The sequence below is a fragment of the Streptomyces cupreus genome, from assembly GCF_014257025.1.
Taxonomy (GTDB): domain Bacteria; phylum Actinomycetota; class Actinomycetes; order Streptomycetales; family Streptomycetaceae; genus Streptomyces; species Streptomyces cupreus.
This window is the reverse complement of record NZ_JACMSF010000091.1, coordinates 1-23,348: the sequence shown is the minus strand read 5'-3', so window position 1 is coordinate 23,348 and position 23,348 is coordinate 1. Positions and strand designations below refer to the sequence as shown.

The 23,348-nt window shown below is 71.7% G+C and carries 22 protein-coding genes; 14 read left to right on the top strand and 8 right to left on the bottom strand.

From position 1 onward, the window contains the following. From H4N64_RS41070 to H4N64_RS41060, 3 genes are all read left to right on the top strand, one after another. Positions 1-1,234: WD40 repeat domain-containing protein (locus H4N64_RS41070; RefSeq protein WP_222110000.1), on the top strand; the 1,234-nt coding region annotated here is incomplete at its 5' end. Then, on the top strand, positions 1,231-2,175 hold the full coding sequence (locus H4N64_RS41065; protein WP_186287730.1) for a hypothetical protein: 945 nt from the start codon (positions 1,231-1,233) through the stop codon (positions 2,173-2,175). The genes H4N64_RS41070 and H4N64_RS41065, both read left to right, overlap by 4 nt. Positions 2,176-2,464: 289 nt before the next feature. Further along, complete coding sequence (locus H4N64_RS41060) at positions 2,465-5,839, top strand: pyruvate carboxylase (RefSeq protein WP_186287729.1); 3,375 nt, start codon at positions 2,465-2,467, stop codon at positions 5,837-5,839. On the opposite strand, the gene H4N64_RS41055 is transcribed toward H4N64_RS41060, so the two are convergent. Beyond that, positions 5,836-6,477 (bottom strand): methyltransferase domain-containing protein, encoded by a 642-nt coding sequence (locus H4N64_RS41055; protein ID WP_186287728.1) that lies wholly within the window; start codon positions 6,475-6,477, stop codon positions 5,836-5,838. The genes H4N64_RS41060 and H4N64_RS41055 overlap by 4 nt on opposite strands. 148 nt (positions 6,478-6,625) lie before the next feature. Between H4N64_RS41055 and pgm the strand changes: the two genes are divergently transcribed. The 3 genes from pgm to H4N64_RS41040 are packed head-to-tail and all read left to right on the top strand — an operon-like array spanning position 6,626 to position 9,164. Then, a complete protein-coding gene (gene pgm, locus H4N64_RS41050; protein WP_186287727.1) occupies positions 6,626-8,266 on the top strand; it encodes a phosphoglucomutase (alpha-D-glucose-1,6-bisphosphate-dependent) in 1,641 nt (546 codons plus the stop codon). A 1-nt stretch (position 8,267) separates the two neighbouring features. After that, positions 8,268-8,408: a hypothetical protein gene (locus H4N64_RS41045; protein WP_186287734.1), complete on the top strand. Its 141-nt coding sequence runs from the start codon at positions 8,268-8,270 to the stop codon at positions 8,406-8,408. 12 nt (positions 8,409-8,420) lie between these two features. Next, positions 8,421-9,164 carry a methyltransferase domain-containing protein gene (locus tag H4N64_RS41040; protein WP_186287726.1) on the top strand — a complete coding sequence of 248 codons (744 nt, stop codon included), beginning with the start codon at positions 8,421-8,423 and terminating at the stop codon, positions 9,162-9,164. Between the two features lie 127 nt (positions 9,165-9,291). On the opposite strand, the gene H4N64_RS41035 is transcribed toward H4N64_RS41040, so the two are convergent. Together H4N64_RS41035 and H4N64_RS41030 are read right to left on the bottom strand one after the other, a co-directional pair. Then, positions 9,292-9,810 carry an SMI1/KNR4 family protein gene (locus H4N64_RS41035; RefSeq protein ID WP_186287725.1) on the bottom strand — a complete coding sequence of 173 codons (519 nt, stop codon included), beginning with the start codon at positions 9,808-9,810 and terminating at the stop codon, positions 9,292-9,294. 57 nt (positions 9,811-9,867) lie between these two features. Further along, a complete protein-coding gene (locus tag H4N64_RS41030; RefSeq protein WP_222109999.1) occupies positions 9,868-10,386 on the bottom strand; it encodes a GNAT family N-acetyltransferase in 519 nt (172 codons plus the stop codon). 7 nt (positions 10,387-10,393) lie between these two features. On the opposite strand from H4N64_RS41030, the gene H4N64_RS41025 reads away from it, so the two are divergent. The 3 genes from H4N64_RS41025 to H4N64_RS41015 are packed head-to-tail and all read left to right on the top strand — an operon-like array spanning position 10,394 to position 13,893. Continuing rightward, complete coding sequence (locus tag H4N64_RS41025) at positions 10,394-10,969, top strand: helix-turn-helix domain-containing protein (RefSeq protein WP_186287732.1); 576 nt, start codon at positions 10,394-10,396, stop codon at positions 10,967-10,969. Continuing rightward, the gene (locus H4N64_RS41020) at positions 10,966-12,144 is read left to right on the top strand and encodes an MFS transporter (RefSeq protein ID WP_186287724.1); all 1,179 of its coding nucleotides are present in this window, start codon (positions 10,966-10,968) and stop codon (positions 12,142-12,144) included. The genes H4N64_RS41025 and H4N64_RS41020 overlap by 4 nt, the downstream gene beginning before the upstream one ends. A gap of 30 nt (positions 12,145-12,174) precedes the next feature. Then, positions 12,175-13,893, top strand: a complete 1,719-nt coding sequence (locus H4N64_RS41015) for a tetratricopeptide repeat protein (protein WP_186287723.1) — start codon at positions 12,175-12,177, stop codon at positions 13,891-13,893. Between the two features lie 33 nt (positions 13,894-13,926). Here H4N64_RS41015 and H4N64_RS41010 read toward each other — a convergent pair whose 3' ends face one another. Next, positions 13,927-15,249: an RNA-guided endonuclease InsQ/TnpB family protein gene (locus H4N64_RS41010; protein ID WP_336246949.1), complete on the bottom strand. Its 1,323-nt coding sequence runs from the start codon at positions 15,247-15,249 to the stop codon at positions 13,927-13,929. A 23-nt stretch (positions 15,250-15,272) separates the two neighbouring features. On the opposite strand from H4N64_RS41010, the gene tnpA reads away from it, so the two are divergent. The 3 genes from tnpA (at position 15,273) to H4N64_RS40995 (ending at position 18,116) form a co-directional block, all read left to right on the top strand. Then, the gene (gene tnpA, locus H4N64_RS41005) at positions 15,273-15,701 is read left to right on the top strand and encodes an IS200/IS605 family transposase (protein WP_186287722.1); all 429 of its coding nucleotides are present in this window, start codon (positions 15,273-15,275) and stop codon (positions 15,699-15,701) included. Between the two features lie 242 nt (positions 15,702-15,943). Continuing rightward, positions 15,944-16,807 (top strand): trypsin-like serine protease, encoded by an 864-nt coding sequence (locus H4N64_RS41000; protein ID WP_186287721.1) that lies wholly within the window; start codon positions 15,944-15,946, stop codon positions 16,805-16,807. Positions 16,808-17,246: 439 nt separating this feature from the next. Next, the gene (locus H4N64_RS40995) at positions 17,247-18,116 is read left to right on the top strand and encodes a fructosamine kinase family protein (RefSeq protein WP_186287720.1); all 870 of its coding nucleotides are present in this window, start codon (positions 17,247-17,249) and stop codon (positions 18,114-18,116) included. 1 nt (position 18,117) lies between these two features. On the opposite strand, the gene H4N64_RS40990 is transcribed toward H4N64_RS40995, so the two are convergent. Then, positions 18,118-18,576 carry a MarR family winged helix-turn-helix transcriptional regulator gene (locus tag H4N64_RS40990; protein ID WP_186287719.1) on the bottom strand — a complete coding sequence of 153 codons (459 nt, stop codon included), beginning with the start codon at positions 18,574-18,576 and terminating at the stop codon, positions 18,118-18,120. A gap of 194 nt (positions 18,577-18,770) precedes the next feature. Between H4N64_RS40990 and H4N64_RS40985 the strand changes: the two genes are divergently transcribed. After that, positions 18,771-19,130 carry a hypothetical protein gene (locus H4N64_RS40985; RefSeq protein ID WP_186287718.1) on the top strand — a complete coding sequence of 120 codons (360 nt, stop codon included), beginning with the start codon at positions 18,771-18,773 and terminating at the stop codon, positions 19,128-19,130. A 12-nt stretch (positions 19,131-19,142) separates the two neighbouring features. Here H4N64_RS40985 and H4N64_RS40980 read toward each other — a convergent pair whose 3' ends face one another. Continuing rightward, the gene (locus H4N64_RS40980) at positions 19,143-20,132 is read right to left on the bottom strand and encodes a helix-turn-helix domain-containing protein (protein ID WP_186287717.1); all 990 of its coding nucleotides are present in this window, start codon (positions 20,130-20,132) and stop codon (positions 19,143-19,145) included. Between the two features lie 4 nt (positions 20,133-20,136). Next, positions 20,137-21,201 (bottom strand): saccharopine dehydrogenase family protein, encoded by a 1,065-nt coding sequence (locus H4N64_RS40975; RefSeq protein WP_186287716.1) that lies wholly within the window; start codon positions 21,199-21,201, stop codon positions 20,137-20,139. 100 nt (positions 21,202-21,301) lie between these two features. Here H4N64_RS40975 and H4N64_RS40970 point away from each other — a divergent pair, with 100 nt between their 5' ends. Next, positions 21,302-22,249, top strand: coding sequence for a helix-turn-helix domain-containing protein (locus H4N64_RS40970; protein ID WP_186287715.1), 948 nt, complete (start codon positions 21,302-21,304; stop codon positions 22,247-22,249). A gap of 3 nt (positions 22,250-22,252) precedes the next feature. Here the strand turns inward: H4N64_RS40970 and H4N64_RS40965 are convergent, their stop codons facing one another. Beyond that, entirely contained in the window at positions 22,253-23,224 is a 972-nt protein-coding gene (locus H4N64_RS40965; protein WP_186287714.1) for an alpha/beta hydrolase, read from the bottom strand. Positions 23,225-23,348 lie beyond the last annotated feature (124 nt).

Here is a 23,348-nt window from a genome sequence, read left to right as displayed (position 1 = left end):
CGATGACACCACGGTCAGGGTCTGGGATCTGATCACCGGTCGTCAGCAGGCCACCCTCACCGGCCATAAGGCACCCGTCAGCGCGGTGGCCATCGCACATGTCCATGGTGCGCCGGTGGCTGTCACGACGAGCGATGACGCCACCGTCAGAATCTGGGACCTGACATCGAGCGTGGAAACGGCAGTGCTGTCGGGCCACACCGACCGGGTCCGGGCCGTCGCGACGACGATGCTGGACGGACGGCCCGTGGCCGCGACCCGGAGCGAGGACCGGACGGTCCGGCTGTGGGATCTGATCGCCGGAACGCAGCTCGGCCGCGGCGACGGTCATACCGCCCCGGTCTGGGGCATGGCCGCGGGCATGGTGAACCGCACGCCCGCGGTGGTCAGCGCCGGCGTCGACCGGACACTGCGCGTCTGGGACCTGGTCACCGGCAGGCCCCTGGGCGAGCCGCTGCCCACGCACTCCGACTCGGTGACCGGTGTGGCGACCGCGTCCGTCGAAGGCCGGTGTCTCGCCGTCATCAGCAGCATGGAACAGAGCGTGCGCGTCTGGGATCTGACCGCGCGACGCAGTGAGGCGTCCTGGTCCGAAGCCCCGGAGGCGGTGGCGCTGGACACCACGGTTGTGCGCGGCCGGCCGGTCGCCGTGACCGGGGACACCGAAGGCACCGTCCGGCTGTGGGACCTGGCCGAGGGCACCGCCCTCGGACGGCCGCTCACCGGCCACCTCGACTGGGTCGGTGCGATCGCCACCGCGGAGGTGGAGGGGCGTCCCATCGCCGTCACCGGAAGCGAGGATCACACCGTACGGATGTGGGACCTGACCGACGGCCGCTGCGCGCGCACCCTGCACGGCCATACAGAGGGAGTGGGTGCCGTGGCGACCGCGGTCGTCGAGGGGCGGCCCGTGGCCGTCACCGGCGGTGCCGACCACAGCCTGCGGGTCTGGGACCTGGTCAGCGGCGCATGCACCAGCAACGTCACCGCACACGACGGCACGGTCAGCGCGGTGGCCTGCGGACGGACTTCGGTGGGCCTGGTCGCGGTGTCGGTGGGTGGGGACCGCACGCTGCGGGTGTGGGATCTCACCACGGGGACATGTCTGTCCGTGCTGGTCCTGCCTGATACCCCGTCATGCGTCATGATCGCGCCCGACGGAGCCGTGGTGCTCGGCATGGGCAACGACGTGATCACGCTCGACATGGCCGTCACCCCAAGGAGAGTCTGTTGACCGCTGCCCCTGTCGCTCGCGCCGACGTCGCACGGGTGGTCGCCGTCCACGGTGTCGGCTACCACAACCGCCGCCTCACCCCCAAGGCGATACGCGCGGACCATGCCCAGCACTGGACCCGCCATCTCACCGATGGCCTGGGCGTCGAACCCGACCGCCTGAGCGTGGACTTCGCCTACTACGCCCACCTCCTCAATCCCGCCCCCGTGACCCAGGGACAGAACGCCGCGGACTCGCTGAGCGATCCCTTGGCCCGGGAGCTCATGGCGCAGTGGCTGACTGAACTGGGAGCTCCGGCGCCCATCGCCCAGGGCAAGCTGACCCGGCCGCTGCGCGCCTCCGCCTCCTGGGTGGCCGAGAAGTTCAGCCTGGACGGTCGCCTGACCGAGCTGTTCGTGCGGCTCTTCTTCTCCGAAGTAGCCACGTACCTGCGCCACGACGACGACCCCGTCCGCCTCTCCGCGCGGGAAGAGGTCGCCGATCGCATCGCCCGGCAGCGCCCCCAGGTAGTCATCGCCCACTCCCTGGGAACCGTCGTGGCCTACGAAGCCCTGCACGCCCACCCCGAACTCCAGGTTGACCTGTTCCTCACCCTGGGTTCGCCCCTCGCGCTCCCGCACGCCGTGTTCCACCGACTCGATCCGCGCCCGGTCGCGGGGGCGGCCAGATCGTACGGGCAACGCCCACCGGGCGTACGGCGCTGGGTGAACATCGCCGATCCCGGTGATCCGGTCGCCATCCCGCCGGGCCTGGACCGAGCGTTCCACGGGGTGGACCTCGACCTCACCACGCCGGTGCACGCGGCATTCGGTTTCCATCACGCCAAGAACTACCTGCGGTGCGCGCCGATGGCCGAGCAGCTCGCTCCGTTCATCGCAGGCACGGCGGAACAGACCGCACGAGAGGCCTCCCATCCTGGCCCGGTGCACGCCACTGACTGACGAGCGGCCGGTCGTCCTGCTCACCCGACCCCGGGGACGGCCGGAACCGGAGCCCGGCTCGGTGCTGCGGCCGCTGGCCACCACGGGCGCGGCATGCTTCCGGCCGGAGCGACGCCGGACGCACTTCGGCGAACCCATCGCATTCCCGAGACCGCCTGAGGCGTACCCGAGGCCGGGCCGCCAGGGTGATGCGCGGTGTGTTAAGGCGGTCCGTGGCCAGGTTCACATGGCGTATGTGAGATGTGGCCGACACCATGGTGCACCTCACCGCCGGGCGAAGGGATCACGTATGTTCCGCAAGGTGCTGGTCGCCAACCGTGGCGAGATCGCGATTCGGGCATTCCGGGCGGGCTACGAGTTGGGCGCGCGGACCGTCGCCGTCTTCCCGCACGAGGACCGCAACTCGCTGCACCGCCTCAAGGCCGACGAGGCCTACGAGATCGGCGAACCGGGACATCCGGTGCGTGCCTATCTCTCCGTCGACGAGATCGTCGCGGCGGCCCGGCGCGCGGGTGCCGACGCCGTCTATCCCGGCTATGGATTCCTCTCCGAGAACCCCGAATTGGCCCGGGCGTGCGAGGCGGCGGGCATCACGTTCGTCGGACCGGGCGCCGACATCCTGGAGCTGACCGGCAACAAGGCCCGCGCGGTGGCCGCCGCCCGTGAGGCCGGCGTGCCGGTGCTCGGCTCCTCCGCGCCCTCCACCGACGTCGACGAACTCGTCCGCGCCGCCGAGGACATCGGCTTCCCGGTGTTCGTCAAGGCCGTCGCGGGCGGCGGCGGACGCGGGATGCGCCGCGTCGAGGAGCCCGCCCAGCTCAGGGAGTCCATCGAGGCGGCCTCCCGCGAGGCGGCGTCCGCGTTCGGTGACCCCACGGTCTTCCTGGAGAAGGCCGTCGTCGAACCCCGCCACATCGAGGTGCAGATCCTCGCCGACGGGCAGGGCAATGTCATCCACCTCTTCGAGCGGGACTGCTCGGTGCAGCGCCGCCACCAGAAGGTGATCGAGCTCGCGCCCGCCCCCAACCTCGACCCGGATCTGCGCGACCGGATCTGCGCCGACGCCGTCCGGTTCGCCCGGCAGATCGGCTACCGCAACGCGGGCACCGTGGAGTTCCTCCTCGACCGCGAAGGCAACCACGTCTTCATCGAGATGAACCCGCGCATCCAGGTCGAGCACACGGTCACCGAGGAGGTCACCGACGTCGACCTGGTGCAGTCCCAGCTGCGCATCGCCGCCGGGGAGAGCCTCGCCGACCTCGGGCTCGCCCAGGAGACCATCACCCTGCGCGGCGCGGCCCTGCAGTGCCGTATCACCACCGAGGACCCCGCCAACGGCTTCCGCCCCGACACCGGCCGGATCAGCGCCTACCGCTCACCCGGCGGCTCCGGCATCCGGCTCGACGGCGGCACCACCCACGCCGGCACCGAGATCAGCGCCCACTTCGACTCCATGCTGGTCAAACTGACCTGCCGGGGCCGGGACTTCGCCGCCGCGGTGGGCCGCGCCCGGCGTGCCGTGGCCGAGTTCCGCATCCGCGGGGTGGCCACCAACATCCCGTTCCTCCAGGCGGTGCTGGACGACCCGGACTTCCAGGCGGGACGGGTCACCACCTCGTTCATCGAGCAGCGCCCGCATCTGCTCACCGCCCGCCACTCCGCCGACCGCGGCACCAAGCTGCTGACCTACCTCGCCGACGTCACCGTGAACCGGCCGCACGGCGAACGGCCCGACCTGGCCGACCCGATGGCCAAGCTGCCGCCCGTGCCGGAGGGCCAGCCGCCCGCGGGCTCGCGGCAGCGGCTGGTCGAGCTGGGCCCCGAGGGCTTCGCCCGCAGTCTGCGCGAGGCACCCACCCTCGGCGTCACCGACACCACGTTCCGCGACGCCCACCAGTCGCTGCTCGCCACCCGGGTCCGCACCAAGGACATGCTCGCCGTCGCCCCCGTGGTCGCCCGCACCCTGCCCGAACTGCTCTCCCTGGAGTGCTGGGGCGGCGCCACCTACGACGTCGCCCTGCGCTTCCTCGCCGAGGACCCCTGGGAACGCCTGGCCGCCCTGCGCGAGGCCGTGCCGAACATCTGCCTCCAGATGCTGCTGCGCGGCCGCAACACCGTGGGCTACACCCCGTACCCGACCGAGGTCACCGACGCCTTCGTGCAGGAGGCCGCCGCCACCGGCATCGACATCTTCCGCATCTTCGACGCCCTCAACGACGTCGACCAGATGCGCCCCGCCATCGACGCCGTACGCCAGACCGGGACCGCGGTCGCCGAGGTAGCCCTGTGCTACACCGCCGACCTGTCCGACCCCTCCGAGCGGCTCTACACCCTCGACTACTACCTGCGCCTCGCCGAGAAGATCGTCGATGCGGGCGCCCATGTGCTGGCCGTCAAGGACATGGCGGGGCTGCTGCGGGCCCCGGCCGCCGCCACCCTCGTATCGGCGCTGCGCCGGGAGTTCGACCTGCCGGTGCATCTGCACACCCACGACACCGCCGGCGGACAGCTCGCCACCTACCTGGCCGCCATCCAGGCCGGCGCGGACGCCGTGGACGGGGCGGTGGCGTCGATGGCGGGCAGCACCTCGCAGCCGCCGCTGTCGGCGATCGTGGCCGCGACCGACCACTCCGCCCGCCCGACCGGCCTCGACATCCAGGCCGTCGGCGACCTGGAGCCGTACTGGGAGGCCGTCCGCAAGGTCTACGCCCCCTTCGAGGCGGGCCTGCCCGCGCCGACCGGCCGGGTCTACCACCACGAGATCCCCGGCGGCCAGCTCTCCAACCTGCGCACCCAGGCCATCGCGCTCGGCCTCGGCGACCGCTTCGAGGACATCGAGTCCATGTACGCGGCCGCCGACCGGATGCTGGGCCGGCTGGTGAAGGTCACACCGTCGTCGAAGGTGGTCGGCGACCTGGCCCTGCACCTGGTGGGCGCGGGCGTCTCCCCGGCCGACTTCGAGGCGGAGCCCGACCGCTTCGACATCCCCGACTCCGTCATCGGCTTCCTCCGCGGCGAGCTGGGCACCCCGCCCGGCGGCTGGCCCGAGCCGTTCCGCAGCAAGGCGCTGCGCGGCCGCGCCGAGGCCAAGCCGCCCGCGGACCTGACCGCCGACGACCGCGCCGGACTGGTCAAGGACCGTCGCGCCACCCTCAACCGGCTCCTGTTCCCCGGCCCGACACGCGAGTTCGAGACCCACCGCCAGTCCTACGGCGACACCAGCGTCCTGGACAGCAAGGACTTCTTCTACGGGCTGCGCCAGGCCAAGGAGTACGCCATCGACCTCGAACCCGGGGTGCGGCTGCTGATCGAGCTCCAGGCCGTCGGTGACGCCGACGAACGCGGTATGCGTACGGTGATGTCCTCCCTGAACGGCCAGTTGCGGCCCATCCAGGTCCGCGACCGGGCGGTGGCCTCGGACGTCCCGGCCACCGAGAAGGCCGACCGCTCCAACCCCGGCCATGTCGCGGCGCCGTTCGCGGGCGTGGTGACCCTCGCGGTCGCCGAGGGCGACCAGGTGGCGGCCGGGGCGACGGTGGCGACCATCGAGGCCATGAAGATGGAGGCCTCGATCACCGCCGCCAAGGACGGCACGGTCTCCCGGCTCGCCGTGGGCCGCATCCAGCAGGTCGAGGGCGGTGACCTGCTGGTCGAGATCGCCTAGGCCGCTTCGCGGCGGCAGCGCAGGAAGAGGTGGGGCTCGGGCCCCGCTCCGGGGTGGTCCGGGGTGAAGACGGTGCTGTTCCGGGACAGCACCATCAGCCCCGCCGCCTCCACCATGCCGACGAAATCCTCCTCGGCGAAGCTCGTCGCGCGCACCGGGCGGCCCATGAAGACCACCTCGACGTCCTCCACGTCCGCGGGCACGGTCGCCAGCACCAGATGCCCACCGGGCTTCAGCGCCAGGGCAAGCCGCCGCAAAAGCGCGGACTGCTCCGCCCGGGTCATCTGGAGCAGCGAGAAGAACACGCACACCCCGTCGAACGAGTCGGCTTCGAGGGGGAGTTCACGGATGTCGGCGCGCCGGAACTCGGCCTCGGGGACCTGACGTGCGGCGAGTTCGACCATGACGGGGGAGACGTCGACGCCCAGCACGGAGTGGCCCGCCGCCGTGAGTACGGCCGCGGTGGGCCGCCCGGTGCCGCTGCCCACATCCAGCGTCCGGGCGCCGGGCGGGAGGCGCTCGATGAGCCACTCCAGCGCGGCCAGATGCGCGGGGGCGTGGCCGAACGCCTTCTCGTAGTCGGCGCCCAGCGCGTCGAACAGCGCGGCCGCGGGCGGGCGTTGGTCCTCGTGCGTCACGTCGCGTATCCCTTCGCTCGTCGGCCCGCATCGTCGCACCCGGCGGACCCGGGCCACAACGGCGGCTGCCCGGTGCGCGTTCCCGCCCGCCTAGCAGGGGAGAATGAGGGCCGTAACCGACGGTCGAACCTTGCGGAGGAGCGGGCAGATGCAGCACGAGCGAGCGGGACAGGTCGCCGGGCCCGAGGACCTCATCGATGTGGCCCGCCTGGTCACGGCGTACTACGCGCTGCACCCCGACCCGGCCGAGCCGGGCCAGCGGGTGGCGTTCGGCACCTCGGGCCACCGCGGCTCGTCCCTCGCGGCGGCGTTCAACGAGGACCACATCGCGGCCACCAGCCAGGCCATCTGCGAGTACCGCAGCGCCCAGGGCACCGACGGCCCCCTCTTCCTCGGCGCGGACACCCACGCCCTGTCGGAGCCCGCCAGGATCACGGCGCTGGAGGTGTTCGCGGCCAACGACGTGACGGTGCTCATCGACGAGACCGACGGCTACACGCCCACCCCGGCGGTCTCGCACGCCATCCTCACCCACAACCGCTCGGGCGCCTCCGCCCTGGCCGACGGCGTGGTGGTCACCCCCTCGCACAACCCGCCCGCCGACGGAGGCTTCAAGTACAACCCGCCGAGCGGCGGCCCGGCCGGCTCCGAGGCGACCTCGTGGATCCAGGACCGCGCCAACGAGATCATCACGGGCGGCATGAAGGACGTACGGCGCATCCCGTACGCCCGCGCCCTGACCGCGCCCGGCACCGGCCGCTACGACTTCCTCGGCACGTACGTCGCCGACCTGCCGCAGGTCTTGGACCTGGCGTCGATCCGGTCCGCCGGAGTGCGCATCGGCGCGGACCCGCTGGGCGGCGCCTCGGTGGCGTACTGGGGTCGTATCGCCGAAGAGCACGGCCTGGACCTGACGGTGGTCAACCCGCTCACCGACCCCACCTGGCGCTTCATGACGCTGGACTGGGACGGGAAGATCCGCATGGACTGCTCCTCGCCGTACGCCATGGCCTCACTCATCGAGCAGCGCGACCGCTACGACATCGCCACCGGCAACGACGCCGACGCCGACCGGCACGGCATCGTCACACCGGACGGCGGCCTGATGAACCCCAACCACTATCTGGCGGTGGCGATTTCGTACCTCTTCTCCCACCGGGAGGAGTGGCCCGCGGGAGCCGGAATCGGCAAGACCCTGGTCTCGTCGAGCATGATCGACCGGGTGGCGGCGGACGTGGGCAGGCGGCTCGTCGAAGTCCCGGTCGGCTTCAAGTGGTTCGTGGACGGCCTGTCCGACGGCACGCTCGGCTTCGGCGGCGAGGAGTCGGCGGGCGCGTCCTTCCTGCGCCGGGACGGCTCGGTGTGGACCACCGACAAGGACGGCATCATCCTGGCGCTGCTCGCCTCCGAGATCACGGCGGTGACCGGCAGGACGCCGTCCCAGCACTATGCCGAGCTCACGGACCGTTTCGGCGCCCCGGCCTACGCACGTGTGGACGCCCCGGCGTCCCGAGAGGAGAAGGCACTGCTGGCGAAGCTGTCCCCGAGCCAGGTCATCGCCGACACCCTCGCCGGAGACCCGGTGACGTCGGTGCTGACCGAAGCGCCGGGGAACGGCGCGGCCCTCGGCGGCATCAAGGTATGCACGGCCAACGCCTGGTTCGCGGCGCGCCCTTCGGGCACGGAGGACGTCTACAAGATCTACGGCGAGTCCTTCCTCGGGGCGGACCATCTGCGGCAGGTGCAGGAGGAGGCCAGGTCGGTGGTGCTTGGGGCACTGGGCGGCTGACGTGACCGAGGCGGTGGTGACGGCGCTGATCGCGGCGGGGGCCGCGATCAGCGGCGGCGCGTTGACGGGGGTGTTCACCTTCGCCGCCGCCAAGCGCCAGGCGGAGGCCGCTTGGGCAAAGGGACTTCCGGCGGAGGACTGAGAGGAGCCTGTCATGGCCGTCTATGACGCGCTCGGTGCGACGTATGCCCGGACGCGGCAGGCGGATCCGCGGATCGCCGCGCGGATCCATGCCGCGCTCGGGGACGCCACAGGAGTCGTCAACGTCGGTGCGGGGTCCGGTTCCTACGAGCCGGCGCGGACCGTTCTCGCGGTGGAACCCAGCCAGGTCATGATCTCCCAGCGTCCGCCGGGTGCGGCGCCTGCCGTGCAGGGTGTCGCCGAACACCTCCCGCTGCGTGACGACTCGGCCGATGCCGTCATGGCGCTGCTGACCGTCCACCATTGGGCCGACCTGGCGGCCGGGATCGCTGAACTGCGCAGGGTCGCCCGTCGGCGGGTGGTGATCCTGACCTGGGACCAGGCCGTCTTCCGCGAGCGGTTCTGGCTCGTGCGCGACTACCTCCCGGAGGCGGCGGCGTTCGACGACACCCGTGCCGTCCCGATCGACCGGCTGCTCGATCTGCTCGGCGGGGGACGTCAGGAACCCGTCCGCATCCCCCACGACTGCGCCGACGGATTCGGCGCCGCGTTCTGGCGCCGTCCCCACGCCTACCTCGACCCCTGCGTACGTGCGGGGATCTCCATGCTGGCCCAGACCGGCGATGACGCGCTCGCGCCCGGACTGACCCGGCTCGCCTCCGATCTGGCGACCGGTCGATGGCATTCCCGATATGCCGAGCTGCTGACGCTCGAATCCATCGACGTCGGATACCGGCTGCTCGTGACCGACAGCTGAGGCGCGAAAGGTCGCATGATCAAGCTGAGTTCGGTCGCGTCCTGACCGACTCTGGTCAGCAACTGAGTGATTCCACGGGGGAGCGGCGACTACGGCACCGACGCCATCGGCTAGATCAACACGCGGGTCAGGTCAGCGGCTCGAAGAACGGCTTGTCGGGGGCGAGGTGGTGAGAGTGCACGGTCATGTCCTCGCCCTTGAGATACGCCAGCAGCCAGTCGCCGAACGTCATCTCGTGCAGCACGAAGCCGAAGCTGTCCCACTCCTGTACCCCTACCGCCCACGGCTCTGCAGGCCCGTCGGGTATGCGGAGGAAGATGTCCTCTCCGGTCGAGGTGGTCGCGACCGGCAGCAGCTCGCCGGGGCGAGATCCTGGCGCGCTGGTCAGGGACTCCGCCGAACCCTCTTCGTGGTAGAACTCGAGCTGCTCCTTGATGCCGTCTCGCAGGTTCCTGACCGGATGGCCTGGGTGGTCCAGGTACACCTGCTTGTTGATCAGGACGGGACCGTAGGCGTCGGTGATGGCCCGGAAGTCGGAAGGGAAGGAGACTCCGAGTTCCGCTTCCAGCTGGTCCCAGGGTTCCGGGTCGGACCAGTTGAACCGGGGCTCACCCAGCAGTGCCTTGATGTCGTCGAGCGTCGCCATTCATCCCCCATTGCCAAGTACTGCGCCGAAGACTACGGGCTGCCACTGACAACGGGCCTAGCGGAGCCGTAGCTGCATCAGCGTCAGGTCGAACCAGCGGCCGAACTTCGTCCCGGCCTCCCGGACCGTGCCGACGTGCTCGAAGCCCCGGCGCTCGTGCAGCCGTACCGATGCGGTGTTCCCCGACTCGATTCCGGCGATCATGCTGTGCTGGCCCGTGGCGCGGGCCGTCTCGATGAGCGCGGTGAGTAGGGAGCCGCCGATGCCCAGGCCGTGGTGCTCCTCGCGGACGTAGACCGAGTCCTCCACCGTGTGGCGGTAGCCCTCCAGGGCCCGCCAGGGGGCGTAGGCCGCGTAACCGGCGATCTCGCCGTCCACCTCCGCCACCAGCGCCGAGCCGCGGTCGAGATGGTCGGCGAACCACGCCTGTCCCTCGGCGGGGGAGTGCGGCACCTGGGTCCACAGGGCCGTCGAGTGCTCGACGGCATGGTTGCGGATCGCGACCACGGCCTCGGTGTCTTCCGGCCGTGCCGCGCGGACCGTCACGCCCCCTCGCTTCTCGTATATTGGAATCATGTCCAATATGATAGATCCTCTCGTCGCGAGGATCGCCACCCGCATTCGTGCGGAGCGGGAGCGGCGCCGGTGGACGCTCGCCCAGCTCGCCGACGCCTCCGGGGTCTCCCGCGCGATGATCAACCGCATCGAGCGCGGTGAGAGCAACCCCACGGCCGTCGTCCTGGGCAAGCTGTCCGCCGCCTTTCAGCTCAGCGTGGCCTCCCTGCTCGCCGTGGCCGACGAGGTCACCGTCGAGCAACCCCAGGGAGTACGGCGGCGGGCCGATGACGTCGAGTGGACCGATCCCGAGACCGGGTACCGGCGGCGCCAGATCACCTCTCCCCGCTTCCCCGCCGAGATCGCCGAGATCCATCTGCCGCCCGGGGCGCGTGTTCCGTACCCCGCCGCCGCTTTCGCCTTCCTTCACCAGCTTGTCTGGGTGCTGGAGGGGCGGCTCACCTTCCATGACGGTGACAGCGTGCACGAGCTCGGGCCCGGGGACATCATCGAACTCGGCGATCCCGCTCCGCGCGTCTTCGTCAACTCCGGTGCCACCGAATGCCGTTACGCCGTGGTCCTCAGCCGGACCTCCCAGCCGTGACCCGGACCGCACGCCGCGGCACCACCGCCCTGCTCGCCGTCATGGCCGGTACGGCGATAGCCGACAACTACACCCTCCAGCCCGCCCTCACCGTCGTCGCTGCCGACCTGGACGTCCCGCTCTCCGCGATCAGCCTCGTCCCCTCCGCCGCCCTCGCCGGCTCGATGACCGGCTTCGCCCTGCTGCTGCCCCTCGCCGACCGCATCGCCCCCAACCGCCTGGTCGCCGCCCACTTCACCGCCCTCACCGCCGGCCTCGTGCTGGCCGCCACCGCCTCCGACGCGGCCGTGCTGATCGCCGCCCACCTGATCATCGGCGCCGCCGCCTCGGTCGCGGCCCAGTCGAGCGTCATCGCCGGACGCCTCGCCGCACCAGGCCGCCGCGGAGCCGCCGTCGCGCTCGTGGCGACCGGCCTGTCCGCCGGGATCCTGCTCAGCCGACTCGTCGGCGGCACCCTCACCGACCTGCTCGGCTGGCGCGCGATGCTCCTGGTCTGCGCCGCCCTGGCTCTGCTCGGCGCCGGTACGGCCGCGACGCTGCTGCCCGGCGAGCGCCCCCGCGCCCGCGACTCCTACCGAACCGCGCTGGCCACCCTGCCCCGGCTCCCGCTGCGCGAGGCACGGCTGCGGCGCGCGGTCGCCACCGGAGGCTTGTGGTATTTCGCCTTCACCCTGCTGTGGGTCGGCCTCGCGCTCTCCCTGGCCCGGCCGCCGCACTCCCTGGACCCCACCGCCATCGGCCTCTTCGGCCTGGCCGGGCTGCTCGGATTCGCCGTACTGCCGTTCACCGGTCGGATCGTCGACCGCCGTACACCCCACACCGTGATGACCGCGGCCGTGACGGTCGCGGCGGGCGGCACCCTGCTCATCGCCCTCGCGCCGGACTCCATCCCGGCCATCGCCGTCGGGCTCGCCGTGTTCGACGCGGGCTGCTTCGTCGCCCAAGCCGCCAACCAGAGCCTCGTCATCGGCATCGACCCCGCCGACTCCGGCAGCCTCAGCGGCGCCTACCTGGTGCTGTACTTCGCCGTCGGCGCCCTCGGTACCGCCCTCGCCGGGCCGCTGATCGACGCCATCGGCATGCGGGGCACCACGCTCGTCGCTCTGAGCGCCCTGGTCGCGGCCGCCCTCCTCGCGCGAGTTCCCGCACGGGCGCCCAGCCCCTCGTACGAGTGAGACAAACTGGTGAGAGCCGGGGCAGACCAGATGCCCTCGGGAAGAATTGCGTCTCCGATTCGGCGGCACCGTCAGGAGAGACACGTGGAGTACTACGACATCGGCCCGCACGGCCGGGCCGTCACCACCGCATCGCCCGAGGCCCAGCTCTGGTTCGACCGCGGGCTGACCTGGACGTACGCCTTCCACCACGAGGAGGCCGTTGAGTGCTTCCAGAAAGCCGCCGAGGCCGATCCCGACTGCGCCATGGCCTACTGGGGCATCGCCTACGCCCTCGGACCGAACTACAACAAGCCCTGGGAGTTCTTCGACGAGCGGGACCTGATGCGGACCGTCGAACGCACCCACCACGCCGTCGAGTTGGCCCACGCCAAGGCGGCCGACTGCACCCCCGTCGAACAGGCCCTGATCAGCGCCCTGCGCGCCCGTTACCCACAGGCGAAGGCCGTCGAGGACTGCTCGGTGTGGAACGCGCCCTACGCCGACGCCATGCGCGCCACCCATGAACTCGCCCCGGACGACCCGGACATCGCCACCCTGTACGCGGACGCGCTCATGAACCTCACGCCGTGGCAACTGTGGGACCTGCGCACCGGACAGCCCGCTGAAGGTGCCCGCACCGTCGAGGCCAGGGAGGTCCTGGAGCGGGTCGTGGAGTCACCCGGCGGTCGGCTGCACCCGGGCGTGCTGCACATGTACATCCACCTGATGGAGATGTCCCCCACCCCCGAAGTGGCCCTGACGGCCGCCGACCGGCTGCGCGGACTCGTGCCCGACGCCGGACACCTTCACCACATGCCCTCGCACCTGGAGGTGCTCTGCGGCGACTACCGCCGGGTCGTCTCCGACAACACCACCGCGATCCTCGCCGACGAGAAGGTCCGCAAGCGCTCCGGGGCGATGAACTTCTACACCCTGTACCGCGCGCACAACTACCACTTCAGGATCTACGGAGCGATGTTCCTCGGCCAGTCGCAGATCGCGCTGGAGACCGCCGACCAACTGGAGGCGGCCGTACCGGAGGATCTGCTGCGGGTGCAGAGCCCGCCCATGGCCGACTGGCTGGAGGCCTTCCTCGCCATGCGGGTGCACGTCCTGATCCGCTTCGGGAAGTGGTCCGAGATCCTGGAGTTGCCGCTGCCCGCCGACCCCGAGCTGTACTGCATGACGACCGCGATGCTGCACTACGCCCGCGGGGTCGCCCTCTCCGCCACCGGCCGCCTCCCCGAGGCCGAGACGGAACAGCGCCTGTTCCAGGAGGCCGCGGCCAAGGTCCCCGAGACCCGCATGCTGTTCAACAACACCTGTGCCGACATCCTCGCCATCGCCGAGGCGATGCTGGAGGGCGAACTGGACTACCGCAAAGGCCGGTTCGAGTCCGCCTTCGCCGCACTGGAACGCTCGATCGACCTCGACGACAACCTCCCCTACGACGAACCCTGGGGGTGGATGCAGCCCACCCGGCACGCCTACGGAGCCCTCCTCCTGGAACAGGGCCGGATCGCCGAGGCCGAGGCGGTCTACCGGGCCGACCTCGGGCTGGACGGCACCCTGCCCAGGGCCTGCCAACACCCCGGCAATGTCTGGTCACTGCACGGACTCCACGAATGCCTGATGCGCCGGGGCAAGGACGGCGAGGCACGCATTATCGCCCAACAGCTCCGCATCGCCGCCGCGTTGGCGGACGTACCGATCGAATCGTCCTGCTTCTGCCGCCTCGACACGAGGGGGGAGTGCTGCGGTTCTTGAAGTGCTCTCCCGGTGAAGCCGGGAGATTCCCTCCTACCTTGCGGTGGCGGGCTTGACGCCCCGGGGGCGCCTGACGACTGCCCTTCCGGCAGCCGGGACGAGCGCGTGGCCCATCCGGTACAGGTGCAAGACGTTCCGTGCGGCGTTGTGGTCGGCGTTGCCGGACCAGCCGCAGCCTTCGTTCTTGCACACGAACACGGCCTGGGACTCCCGGCTGCCCGGCGTGGTGCAGCCGCACATCGAGCAGCGCCGGGAGGTGCCGGGGGCGGGAACCTTGTGCAGGGTGCCGCCGTGGCGGGCGGTCTTGTACGTCAGCATCGTCACGGTGCGTCCCCACGCTTCCTGGCTGATGGAGCGGTTCAGGCCGGACTTCTGGGCGACGTTCTTCCCCGGGTTCTCGATGGTGCCTCTGGCGCTCTTGATCATGTTCGGGATGTCCAGTTTTTCCACCACGATCACGCTGTAGGTGCGGGCGAGGTGGGTGGTGGTCTGGTGCTGCCAGTCACTCGCCCTGCGCTTGGCTGTCGCGCGCAGGCGTGCGATCTGGTGGTAGGTCCGCTTCAGCCGGCTGGAGGATTTCTGGCCCGGTTTGCGGAAGCTCTTGCGGTGCGCTGCCCGCTGCTCCAGTCGGAGCAGCTTGGCCTTCTCGTCGGGGTTCAGCCACTTGTCCCGGTCGGCTGTGCCGTCCGGGAGGCGGGCGGGGCGACCGTGGTCCTGGTGGTGTGCGTCGGACAGGGCGAGCGGGATGGTGACTCCGGCATCGATGCCGACCTCGGGACCGGTATGCGGCTCGGGCACGGCGTCGAGGGTCTGGATGCGGAAGGCGATGTGCCAGCCGAGCGCGTCCTTGATCAGCCGGGCTCCGGTGATCCGGTTGTCGTTGTCGGAGGCCTTGCCGATGGGGAGGTCTTTGGTCCAGCGGAAGCGGACGCGGCCGATCTTGGGGAGGTTGACCATGCCCCAGCGGCGGTGCACGCGCTTGATCTGCAGGTCACGCCCCTGCGGGACGTCCACGGACATCACCGTGCGGAAACGGGCCTTGAAGTTCGGTGCGTCGGACCGGCCGTCCCAGCAGTTCTTCCACGCCTGAAAGTAGGTCTTCAACACCGCCTGGGCGGCCTGGGCGGGAAGGACGGCGAGCCAGTCGATCTCCTTGCGGGCCTGGCGGATCGCGGCGTCCGCCGCGGCAAGCGTGCGCCTGTCCTTCGGCAGCATCGTCCACCAGTCGTGCAGGAGGTTCCACGCCGTGCGGGCAGCGTGTGCCTGGGCATCGATGAGCCGGATCTGCGCAGGGGTCAGTGCCAGCCGGGCGCGGTGCCCGAACTGCCGCTTCACCCGTGCACGTTCCGTTGTCACGCGATCACCGTAGCATTCGGTCTATGTCACCGCGCTGGAATCCAAATCCCGATGTGCGCACCGGCCGTCACGTCGTCTGCCACCTTCACGTCCACTTGGTTTTAGTCACCAAGTACCGGCGCGGGGCCATGACAGGTGAGATGCTGACACGCTGCGAAGAGATCATGCGAGAGGTCTGCGAGGACTTCGAGGCTGAACTGAAGCAGTTCAACGGCGAAGAGGACCACGTCCGCCTGCTCGTGCACTACCCGCCCAAAGTCCAGCTCTCCAAGCTGGTCAACTGCCTCAAGGGCGTGTCCTCCCGCTACCTGCGCAAGGAGTACGACACTCACGTCCGCCGCTACCTGTGGGGCGGCCGTTTCTGGTCCGGCTCCTACTTCGCCGGAAGCTGTGGCGGGGCGCCGCTGAGCGTCGTTCGCCAGTACATCGAGAACCAGCAGCGCCCCGTGTGACGGCCGTCGTGCGCGCGGTGGGTCGACAGCGCGGATCCGTGCCCACAGTCGAGGTCTCAGAGCAGTCCTGAGACGCGCCTCACCTCCGCCCAGAAGGGCGGAGCACTGCGCAAGATCAAAGGTAGATGGGTGCTGTCCCTCGATGACCGCGTATCCCTTGCCACCACCTCACCCAGGCGCTTCACTTGGCGCACCTCCCACAGGAGAACACCTGAGCCCACCTTGCAGAAGGGGTAGTTCTTTTGTCAGCGATCCGTGCCACCGCCGTCACCGCGGCGGCCTGTGCGGCCGTGCTCACCACCGCACTGCCGTCCTCGGCCATCAACTCCTACAACGCGACGCCCGCACCCGAACGCACCGAGGTCGGCGCGCTCGTCGCGACATGGGACAACGACGACGACCCCACCACCCCCGACCGGGTCGACTGGGTCTGCTCCGGAACCATGATCGACGCGAACACCTTCCTGACGGCCGCGCACTGCACCACGGACTGGCCGGACAACGTGCGCTTCTACGTCTCCCTGGACCAGGACGTGCAGTCCGGGCTCGACGCGGCCGCCACGAAGTACCCGGGGAACCCGGCCGCGCAGGCGAACGCCGTCGCCGTCGAGGGCACCGCCCACAGCCACCCCGACTACCCGGGCCCCGCGTCCGACACCCACGACATCTCCGTGATCGAGCTGCCCGCGGCCAAGATGGCGGCCCGCTGGAGCTTCACGCCCGCCACCCTGCCCACCGCGAACCAACTCGGCACGCAGGACCTGAACTCCGCCGACTGGCTCGTCGCCGGTTACGGCACCCAGGAGGCCGTCCGCGGACCGGGTGGCCACACCCACCCGGGCGGCGGCGTCCGAATGAAGGCGCCCGTCACCTTCGACGCCCTCAACAAGTCCTGGGTCCGCCTCGCCATGACCGCGCCCCAGGGCAACGGCGGTGCCTGCTACGGCGATTCGGGCGGCCCCAACTTCGCGGTGCTCGGCGGGAAGACGGTCCTGGCGGCCACCACGATCACCGGGGACAGCCCCTGCTACGCCACGAACGTGACGTACCGCCTGGACACCCCGGGCGCCCGCGCGTTCCTGTCGCCGTTCGTGAAACTGCCGTAGACCAGCGGCGTTCGGCGACGGTGCGTGCGTCGTCGCCGAACGTGTCCATTGCACTGCGTGCAGATCATGGCGATGGCCGTGGTCATCTCGATCTGGGCGAACGTGTTTCCCATGCCCTGGTGGGGGTCGGGGACGAAGGCGCCGGACAGGTGACATGTCGGGGGCCCAGCGGTCGGGGTGGAGGTATGCGCGCCGGGATGCGCATGGGCAGCGGTGGCAGATAGAACGCGCCCATCATCTCCAGGAGTTGACGTACGCCGGGTGGAGCCGAATTCGTCACGCCGGTCGTTCCCCCACGCCCCTTTAAGCACCCGAACGCGCGCGCCGCCGGCATCGGCGCGCAGGCAGATGTGTGGAGGACGCGACGGGCGCCTGGTGCGGGAGTTTCCTCTGGGGCACGTCGGGCCACGTGGTCGGGCGGGAGCCCTACGCTGCAGTCATGAGGGCAACAGAGGAGGGAGCGGCGGCTGCGGCGGCCCGCTTCACCGGCCGCTCCGTGCTCGGCGTGCGGCGGCTGTCCGGCACGCTGGCCGAAGTCACCCTCGACGGTGGGCGGGTGGTGATGGTGAAGCGCGGCGACGGCGGCCCCGGTGCGACCCGTGCCGAGGCGGCGGGACTGCGCTGGCTGGGGGACGCCGGCACCGTCCGTGTGCCGGCCGTGCACGGACACGACGAGGACTGGCTGGTGACGGACCGCGTCCCGGCGGGCCGCCCGAGCCCCGAGGCGGCGGAGCGCCTGGGCCGCGAGCTGGCCGCGCTGCACGCCACGGGCGCCCCGGCGTTCGGGGCGCCACCGCCCGACGGCCTGAGGGACGCGTACATCGGACTGGCCCCCATGCGGAACATCGACGGCACGGACTGGCCGCGCTGGTACGCCGAGCACCGGGTGCTGCCCTACGTGCGCCGGGCGGTCGACGTCGGCACGCTCGGCGCCACCGAGGCCGCGGACTTCGAGCGGGTCTGCGCCCGCCTGCCCGAACTGGCGGGCCCCGCCGAACCACCGGCCCGCCTGCACGGCGACCTGTGGAACGGCAACGTCCTGTGGGCCGCCGACGGCCACGCCTGGCTGATCGACCCGGCCGCACACGGCGGCCACCGCGAGACCGACCTCGCGATGCTCCACCTCTTCGGCTTCCCCCACCTGGACCGACTCCTGGAGGGCTACCAGCGGACGGCACCGCTCACGGACGGCTGGCCCGCCCGAATCGCTCTGCACCAGCTCTTCCCGCTCCTGGTCCACGCGGTCCTGTTCGGACGCGGCTACGCGGAACAGGCGCTGGCGGCGGCGAGGTCGGCCCTGGTGGGCTGATTCAGACGGGAACCCGGAGCGTCTCCACGGCCCGGACCAGCGGGGCGAGTTCGGGGTTCCGGGCCGCCTCGTCGAGGGCCTCGCGCAGGGCGGACTCGTTGGTGGGGCGGGCCTCTTCGAGGAGCTTCAAGCCTGACTCCGTGACATCGGTGTAGATGCCGCGGCGGTCGGTGGGGCAGAGGTAGCGGGAGAGCAGGCCGCGGTCCTCCAGGCGGGTCACCAGACGGGTGGTGGCGCTCTGGCTGAGGACGACGGCGTCGGCGACCTGCTTCATCTGGAGGTGGCCGCCCTCACCGGAGTGCTGCCGGCTGAGGACGTCGAGCAGCGAGTACTCCCGCACGCTCAGATCGTGCCCGGACTGGAGGGCGCGCTCGATGTGGGCCTCGATCCGCCCGTGCAACAGGGAGAGCGCGCACCAGCCCTGGGCGAGGGCGGTGAGTGCGGGGTCTGTGGCGGTCATGGGGCCGTCTCCTCCGTCCGGTGTGACTGTCACCCAGGATATGCCATCAGTGAAATTTTCGTCGTGCGCAAGTATCGACCGTCTGCAAGCGTCTGTCCTTACTCGATGGCGCCGCCCCGCGCTCTCCCGCTAGCGTCAAGATCCCCGACCGGCCGGATCCGACGACCGGTGACCCGTACAGAATGCGAACCGCGATGACCAGCCGCCCGCCCGCGACGACGACCCTCTGGCGCCCCACCGGCCCCGAGGAGCTGGCCCTGGTCCGCGAGCTGGAGTGGCGGGCCTGGCCGCCCCGGCTGCCGGAGCAGCCGATCTTCTACCCGGTGCTCAACGAGGAGTACGCGGTGAAGATCGCCCGCGACTGGAACGTCAAGCACAGCGGCGCCGGCTTCGTGACCCGCTTCGAGGTCGAGTCCGACTTCCTCAGCCGCTACCCGGTCCAGCAGGCGGGCGGCGAGACGATCCTGGAGCTGTGGGTGCCGGCCGAGGAGCTGGAGGAGTTCAACGCCCACATCGTCGGCACGATCGAGGTCGTGCACGAGTTCCGGTCCTAGGCTGGGCCGCCCTCAGCTCCGTGCCAAGTGGCGCATCGCCAGGGCCAGTTGGAGTCTGAACCGGCCCTGCGGTGTGCGCACCGGCCAGCCCAGCAGATGCTCGGCGTGGGTGAGGCGGTCCTGGAGCGTGGAGTGGTGGACGTTGATCTCGGCCGCCGCCGCCCGCAGGCTCGTCGTCGAGGCGACCGCGTGCAGGGTGGTCAGCAGCCAGGGCGTGGACGCCGCCGCGCGCTCCAGGGCCCGGACATCGTCCGGTGGCTCGGCGCCCGGCACCACCAGCTCGGCGATCCGGGCGACGTCCCCGAGCCCGTCGGCGTGCACCACGCGTGGTCCGGGGTCCCGGGCGGTGCCCTCCGCGGTGAAACGCAGCGCCGTACGGGCGTCGGCCCAGGACCGCGGCAGGTCGAGCACGGGGACGGCGGGGCCGACCCCGACCCGGCCGGCGGGCAGGTCGCCCTCCGTCTCCGCCGCGACGATCAGAGGCGGACCCCCGGGCACGGCCAGCGCACGCGCCCGGCCCGCCGGATCCAGGCCCAGACGGCGCGCCGCGTGCAGCCGGGCCGACTCCGGAGCCGTGGCGTCGAGGACCGTCTCGACCAGGGCCGGATCATCGGCCGGCGCCCGGCCCCGGGTGCGGTCCAGCACCAGCCGTACGGCACCGGCGGCCCGCTCCAGGATCACCGCGTCGACCACGCTGGGCGCCGCCCCCGACCGCTCGAGCCACAGCGCCGCCGTGCCGCCCGGCGCCAGCGCCGCCCACGGCCAGGCCGGGTCCGGCGGCAGCTCGGTGTCGCTGCGGGCACCGTCGGCCTCGACCCGCACCCGGACCCGCCGCTCCGCGTCGACCAGCCGCGCCGGCACCCCGGCCAGCACGGCGGCCCCCCGCACCAGCGCCTCCACACCGGCCCGTGACTCGGCCAGTCGGTCGAAGTAGGCGATGACCCGCACGGCGGCGCCAGCGTCCGGGTCCAGCGCGGTGAGGCGCCCGGCCAGCTCTTTCATACGCTCATAGTGCCTGGCCGGGCGCCTTTCGAGGAGGCCCCTGCCGACGGGGAAAGCCGACCGACACCTGCGCCGCCAGCGCACCGAGGAAGTCCGCCGCGTCGAAGGCCGCGCCGGCGGACGCGACACCCACCGTCCTCGTCCGGCCGGTGAGGATCCGGCGCACCGCCTCCACCGCGAGGGGCGCGCTGACCGCGTAGATGTCCCGGCCCCGCGCCACCGCACGGCGTTCCCGGCCCGCCGAGCGCACGACGACGTCGACGAGGAACGTCTGGTCGGAGCGTCCCCGCTCGTCGGCCGCCGTCGGCGCCGGCGTGTCCGGGGTCGCGATGTCCCTGGCCGCCTCGGTCGTCATGTACGTACGCACCTCGGGCACGGTCAGATGGCTGGGCACGGTGACGACGTCGGCCATCGTGAACTCCGCGACGACCGGCCGTGTGCCCAGCGGCTCGGGGAACGGCCAGTCCACGACGGTCGGCGCGTCGTCGTGGTACTCCAGGCGGCCCTTGGCGAAGCGGACCCGGCGGCCCCCGCGCCGCTCCCGGGAGACCTCGCCCGCGACCCGCGTCCCGGCGGTGGGGTGCCAGCCGTTCAGGCCGTACGCGATGTGCACCTCGTCGGCGCTCGTCCAGTCGCCCATCGCGGCTGTGACCAGCAGGTCGCCGAGTCCGCCGTAGAAGGCCATCGCGGGCACGACCAGCGTGCCCGCGGCCCGGGCGCGGTCGGTGAAGTGCGTGAACGTGTCGTCGTTCGCCTCGATCTCGGCCGCCACGTCCACATACGGGATCCCGGCGCGCAGGGCGGCCTCGATCACCGGCGCCGCGGTCGTCGCGAACGGCCCCGCGGCGTTGATCACGGCCGCCGTGCCGGCCAGCGCACGGTCCAGCGAGGCCGCGTCGTCCACGGACGCCGGACGCGGCTCCAGACCCGGTGCGGCCGACGCCCGCAGCTTCTCGGCGTCCCGTCCGGACAGCACCGGCACGAACCCCCGCTCCAGCAGTTCCGCCACCACGAACCGCCCGGTGTGCCCGTACGCGCCGAACACCGCGACCTTCTGACCCGGTCCCATGACCTCTCCCCGTGCTCGATCAATTCCGATGCCCCGATCCTGGCCGAAGGATCGCCCCGGCGTGAGTGTCCGGAACGACAGCACCCATACAATTCCGGACATGGATACCGTGGCGTTCGCCCTCACCGACGGGATGCTGCACTTCGAACTGTCCGTGGCCCAGGAGGTGTTCGGATCCGCCCCCGACGCGGTGCCCGGACCCTGGTACGACATGAGCGTGTGCGGGCCGGGCCCGGTGCGGGTCGGCCGCTTCCTGCTGGAGCCCGACCACGGTCTCGACCATCTCCCGCGCGCCGACACCGTGATCGTCCCGGGCTGGGCGGACATCGGCGCCGCCCCGCCCGCCGACCTGGTCGACGCGGTACGGGCGGCGCACGAGGCGGGCAGCCGGGTGGCCTCCCTGTGCACCGGCGCGTTCGTGCTCGCCGCCGCGGGCCTGCTGGACGGCAGACGCGCGACCACGCACTGGGCGCACACCGACGCCCTGGCCGAACGCCATCCCCGGGTCGAGGTCGACCCGGACGTGCTCTACGTCGACAACGGCAGCGTGCTCACCTCGGCCGGGAAGGCCGCCGCCCTGGACCTGTGCCTGCACCTGGTCCGCCTGGACCGCGGCTCCTCCGTCGCCAACGCCGTCGCCCGCCGCCTTGTCGTGCCCCCGCACCGGGCCGGCGGCCAGGCCCAGTTCGTCTCCACCCCGGTGCCCGCCCGGGACGACCACCCGCTCGCCGCGCTGCTGCCCTGGGTGATGGAACGCCTCGACCAGCCGCTGACCGTGGAGGACCTGGCGCGCCGGGCCCGGACCAGCTCGCGCACCCTGGGCCGCCATTTCCGGGCGGCGACCGGCACCACGCCGTTGCAGTGGCTGCTGAACCAGCGCATCCGCCGCGCCCAGGAGCTGCTGGAGTCGACCGACGACAGCGTCGACACCATCGCGACCGCCACCGGCATGGGCACCGCCACGACCCTGCGCCGCCACTTCAACCGCACGCTCGGCGTGCCGCCCGACACCTACCGACGGACCTTCCGCGCGTCCCGCGACAGTTGAGGCTCAGTCGGCCAGCAACCGCCGCAGCCACCGCAGCTGCGCCGCCCGGGCCGCGTGCGAGAGTGCCGCCTGCGGGGCGAACCCGTCGAAGCCGTGGAAGCCGCCCGGCCAGACATGGAGCTCGGCCACCCCGCCCGCCTGCCAGATCCGCGACGCGTAGGTGACGACCTCGTCCCGGAAGGTCTCCGCGGAGCCCACGTCCAGGAAGGCCGGAGGCAGCCCGGTCAGGTCCGTGGCGCGGGCCGGGGCCGCGTACTCGGGGACGTCCGGGCCGCCGCGCCGGGCGCCGAGCAGCGCGGTCCAGCCGGTCTCGTTGGCCTGGTGGTCCCATATGCCGAGCCCCGCCATCTGGTGGGCCGACGGGGTGTCGTTGCGGTCGTCCAGCATGGGGCACATCAGCAGCTGGCCGAGCATCCGCGGGCCCTTGCGGTCCCGGGTGAGCAGGGCCAGCGCCGCGCACAGCCCGCCGCCCGCGCTGGATCCGGCGACGACGATCCGCTCCGGGTCGGCGCCCAGCTCCCGCGCATGCTCCGCCGTCCACACCAGACCGGCGTACACGTCCTCGATCTGCGCCGGATACGGATGCTCCGGCGCCAGCCGGTACTCCACCGACACCACGACCGCGTCCAGCTCCCGCGCCCAGGCGAGCGGCACGTCCACACCGGCCCGGTTGGTGCCGAGGACCAGTCCGCCGCCGTGGACGTGGTAGACCACGGGCCGCGGCCGGGCCGGCTCCGTGGCCGGACGGCAGATCAGCAGCGAGATCTCCGGCGCGCCCTCGGGCCCCGGCACCGTCCGCTCCTCGGCCTCGAAGAAGCCGTCCATGGTGACGTCCAGCTCGGACAGCAGCCGCATCCCCGGCCCTTGGCGCACCTCCTCGATGTCGTCCGGGGCGAGGCCCGGCGACACGAGGTCCTTGATGAGCTCCAGCGCGGCGGCGAGCTCGGGGTCGAACGGGGGCGGGACCTGTGACATGGCAACTCCTCACGCCGGGCGTCTGGTACGGCCCATGCTCCGCGCACCGGCCCGCCGCCGGGTGCCGCCGTACGGCGGAAGCTGCCCGCCGGACGGCGGGTGCCGCCCACCTGACCTAGGCCCA

Coding starts and splice junctions, on each gene's coding strand:
- H4N64_RS41060 (WP_186287729.1), top strand. CDS start 2,465: ATGTTCCGCAAGGTGCTGGTCGCCAACCGTGGCGAGATCGCGATTCGG.
- pgm (WP_186287727.1), top strand. CDS start 6,626: ATGCAGCACGAGCGAGCGGGACAGGTCGCCGGGCCCGAGGACCTCATC.
- H4N64_RS41040 (WP_186287726.1), top strand. CDS start 8,421: ATGGCCGTCTATGACGCGCTCGGTGCGACGTATGCCCGGACGCGGCAG.
- H4N64_RS41035 (WP_186287725.1), bottom strand. CDS start 9,810: ATGGCGACGCTCGACGACATCAAGGCACTGCTGGGTGAGCCCCGGTTC.
- H4N64_RS41030 (WP_222109999.1), bottom strand. CDS start 10,386: ATGATTCCAATATACGAGAAGCGAGGGGGCGTGACGGTCCGCGCGGCA.
- H4N64_RS41025 (WP_186287732.1), top strand. CDS start 10,394: ATGATAGATCCTCTCGTCGCGAGGATCGCCACCCGCATTCGTGCGGAG.
- H4N64_RS41015 (WP_186287723.1), top strand. CDS start 12,175: ATGCCCTCGGGAAGAATTGCGTCTCCGATTCGGCGGCACCGTCAGGAG.
- tnpA (WP_186287722.1), top strand. CDS start 15,273: ATGTCACCGCGCTGGAATCCAAATCCCGATGTGCGCACCGGCCGTCAC.
- H4N64_RS40995 (WP_186287720.1), top strand. CDS start 17,247: ATGAGGGCAACAGAGGAGGGAGCGGCGGCTGCGGCGGCCCGCTTCACC.
- H4N64_RS40990 (WP_186287719.1), bottom strand. CDS start 18,576: ATGACCGCCACAGACCCCGCACTCACCGCCCTCGCCCAGGGCTGGTGC.
- H4N64_RS40985 (WP_186287718.1), top strand. CDS start 18,771: ATGACCAGCCGCCCGCCCGCGACGACGACCCTCTGGCGCCCCACCGGC.
- H4N64_RS40980 (WP_186287717.1), bottom strand. CDS start 20,132: ATGAAAGAGCTGGCCGGGCGCCTCACCGCGCTGGACCCGGACGCTGGC.
- H4N64_RS40975 (WP_186287716.1), bottom strand. CDS start 21,201: ATGGGACCGGGTCAGAAGGTCGCGGTGTTCGGCGCGTACGGGCACACC.
- H4N64_RS40970 (WP_186287715.1), top strand. CDS start 21,302: ATGGATACCGTGGCGTTCGCCCTCACCGACGGGATGCTGCACTTCGAA.
- H4N64_RS40965 (WP_186287714.1), bottom strand. CDS start 23,224: ATGTCACAGGTCCCGCCCCCGTTCGACCCCGAGCTCGCCGCCGCGCTG.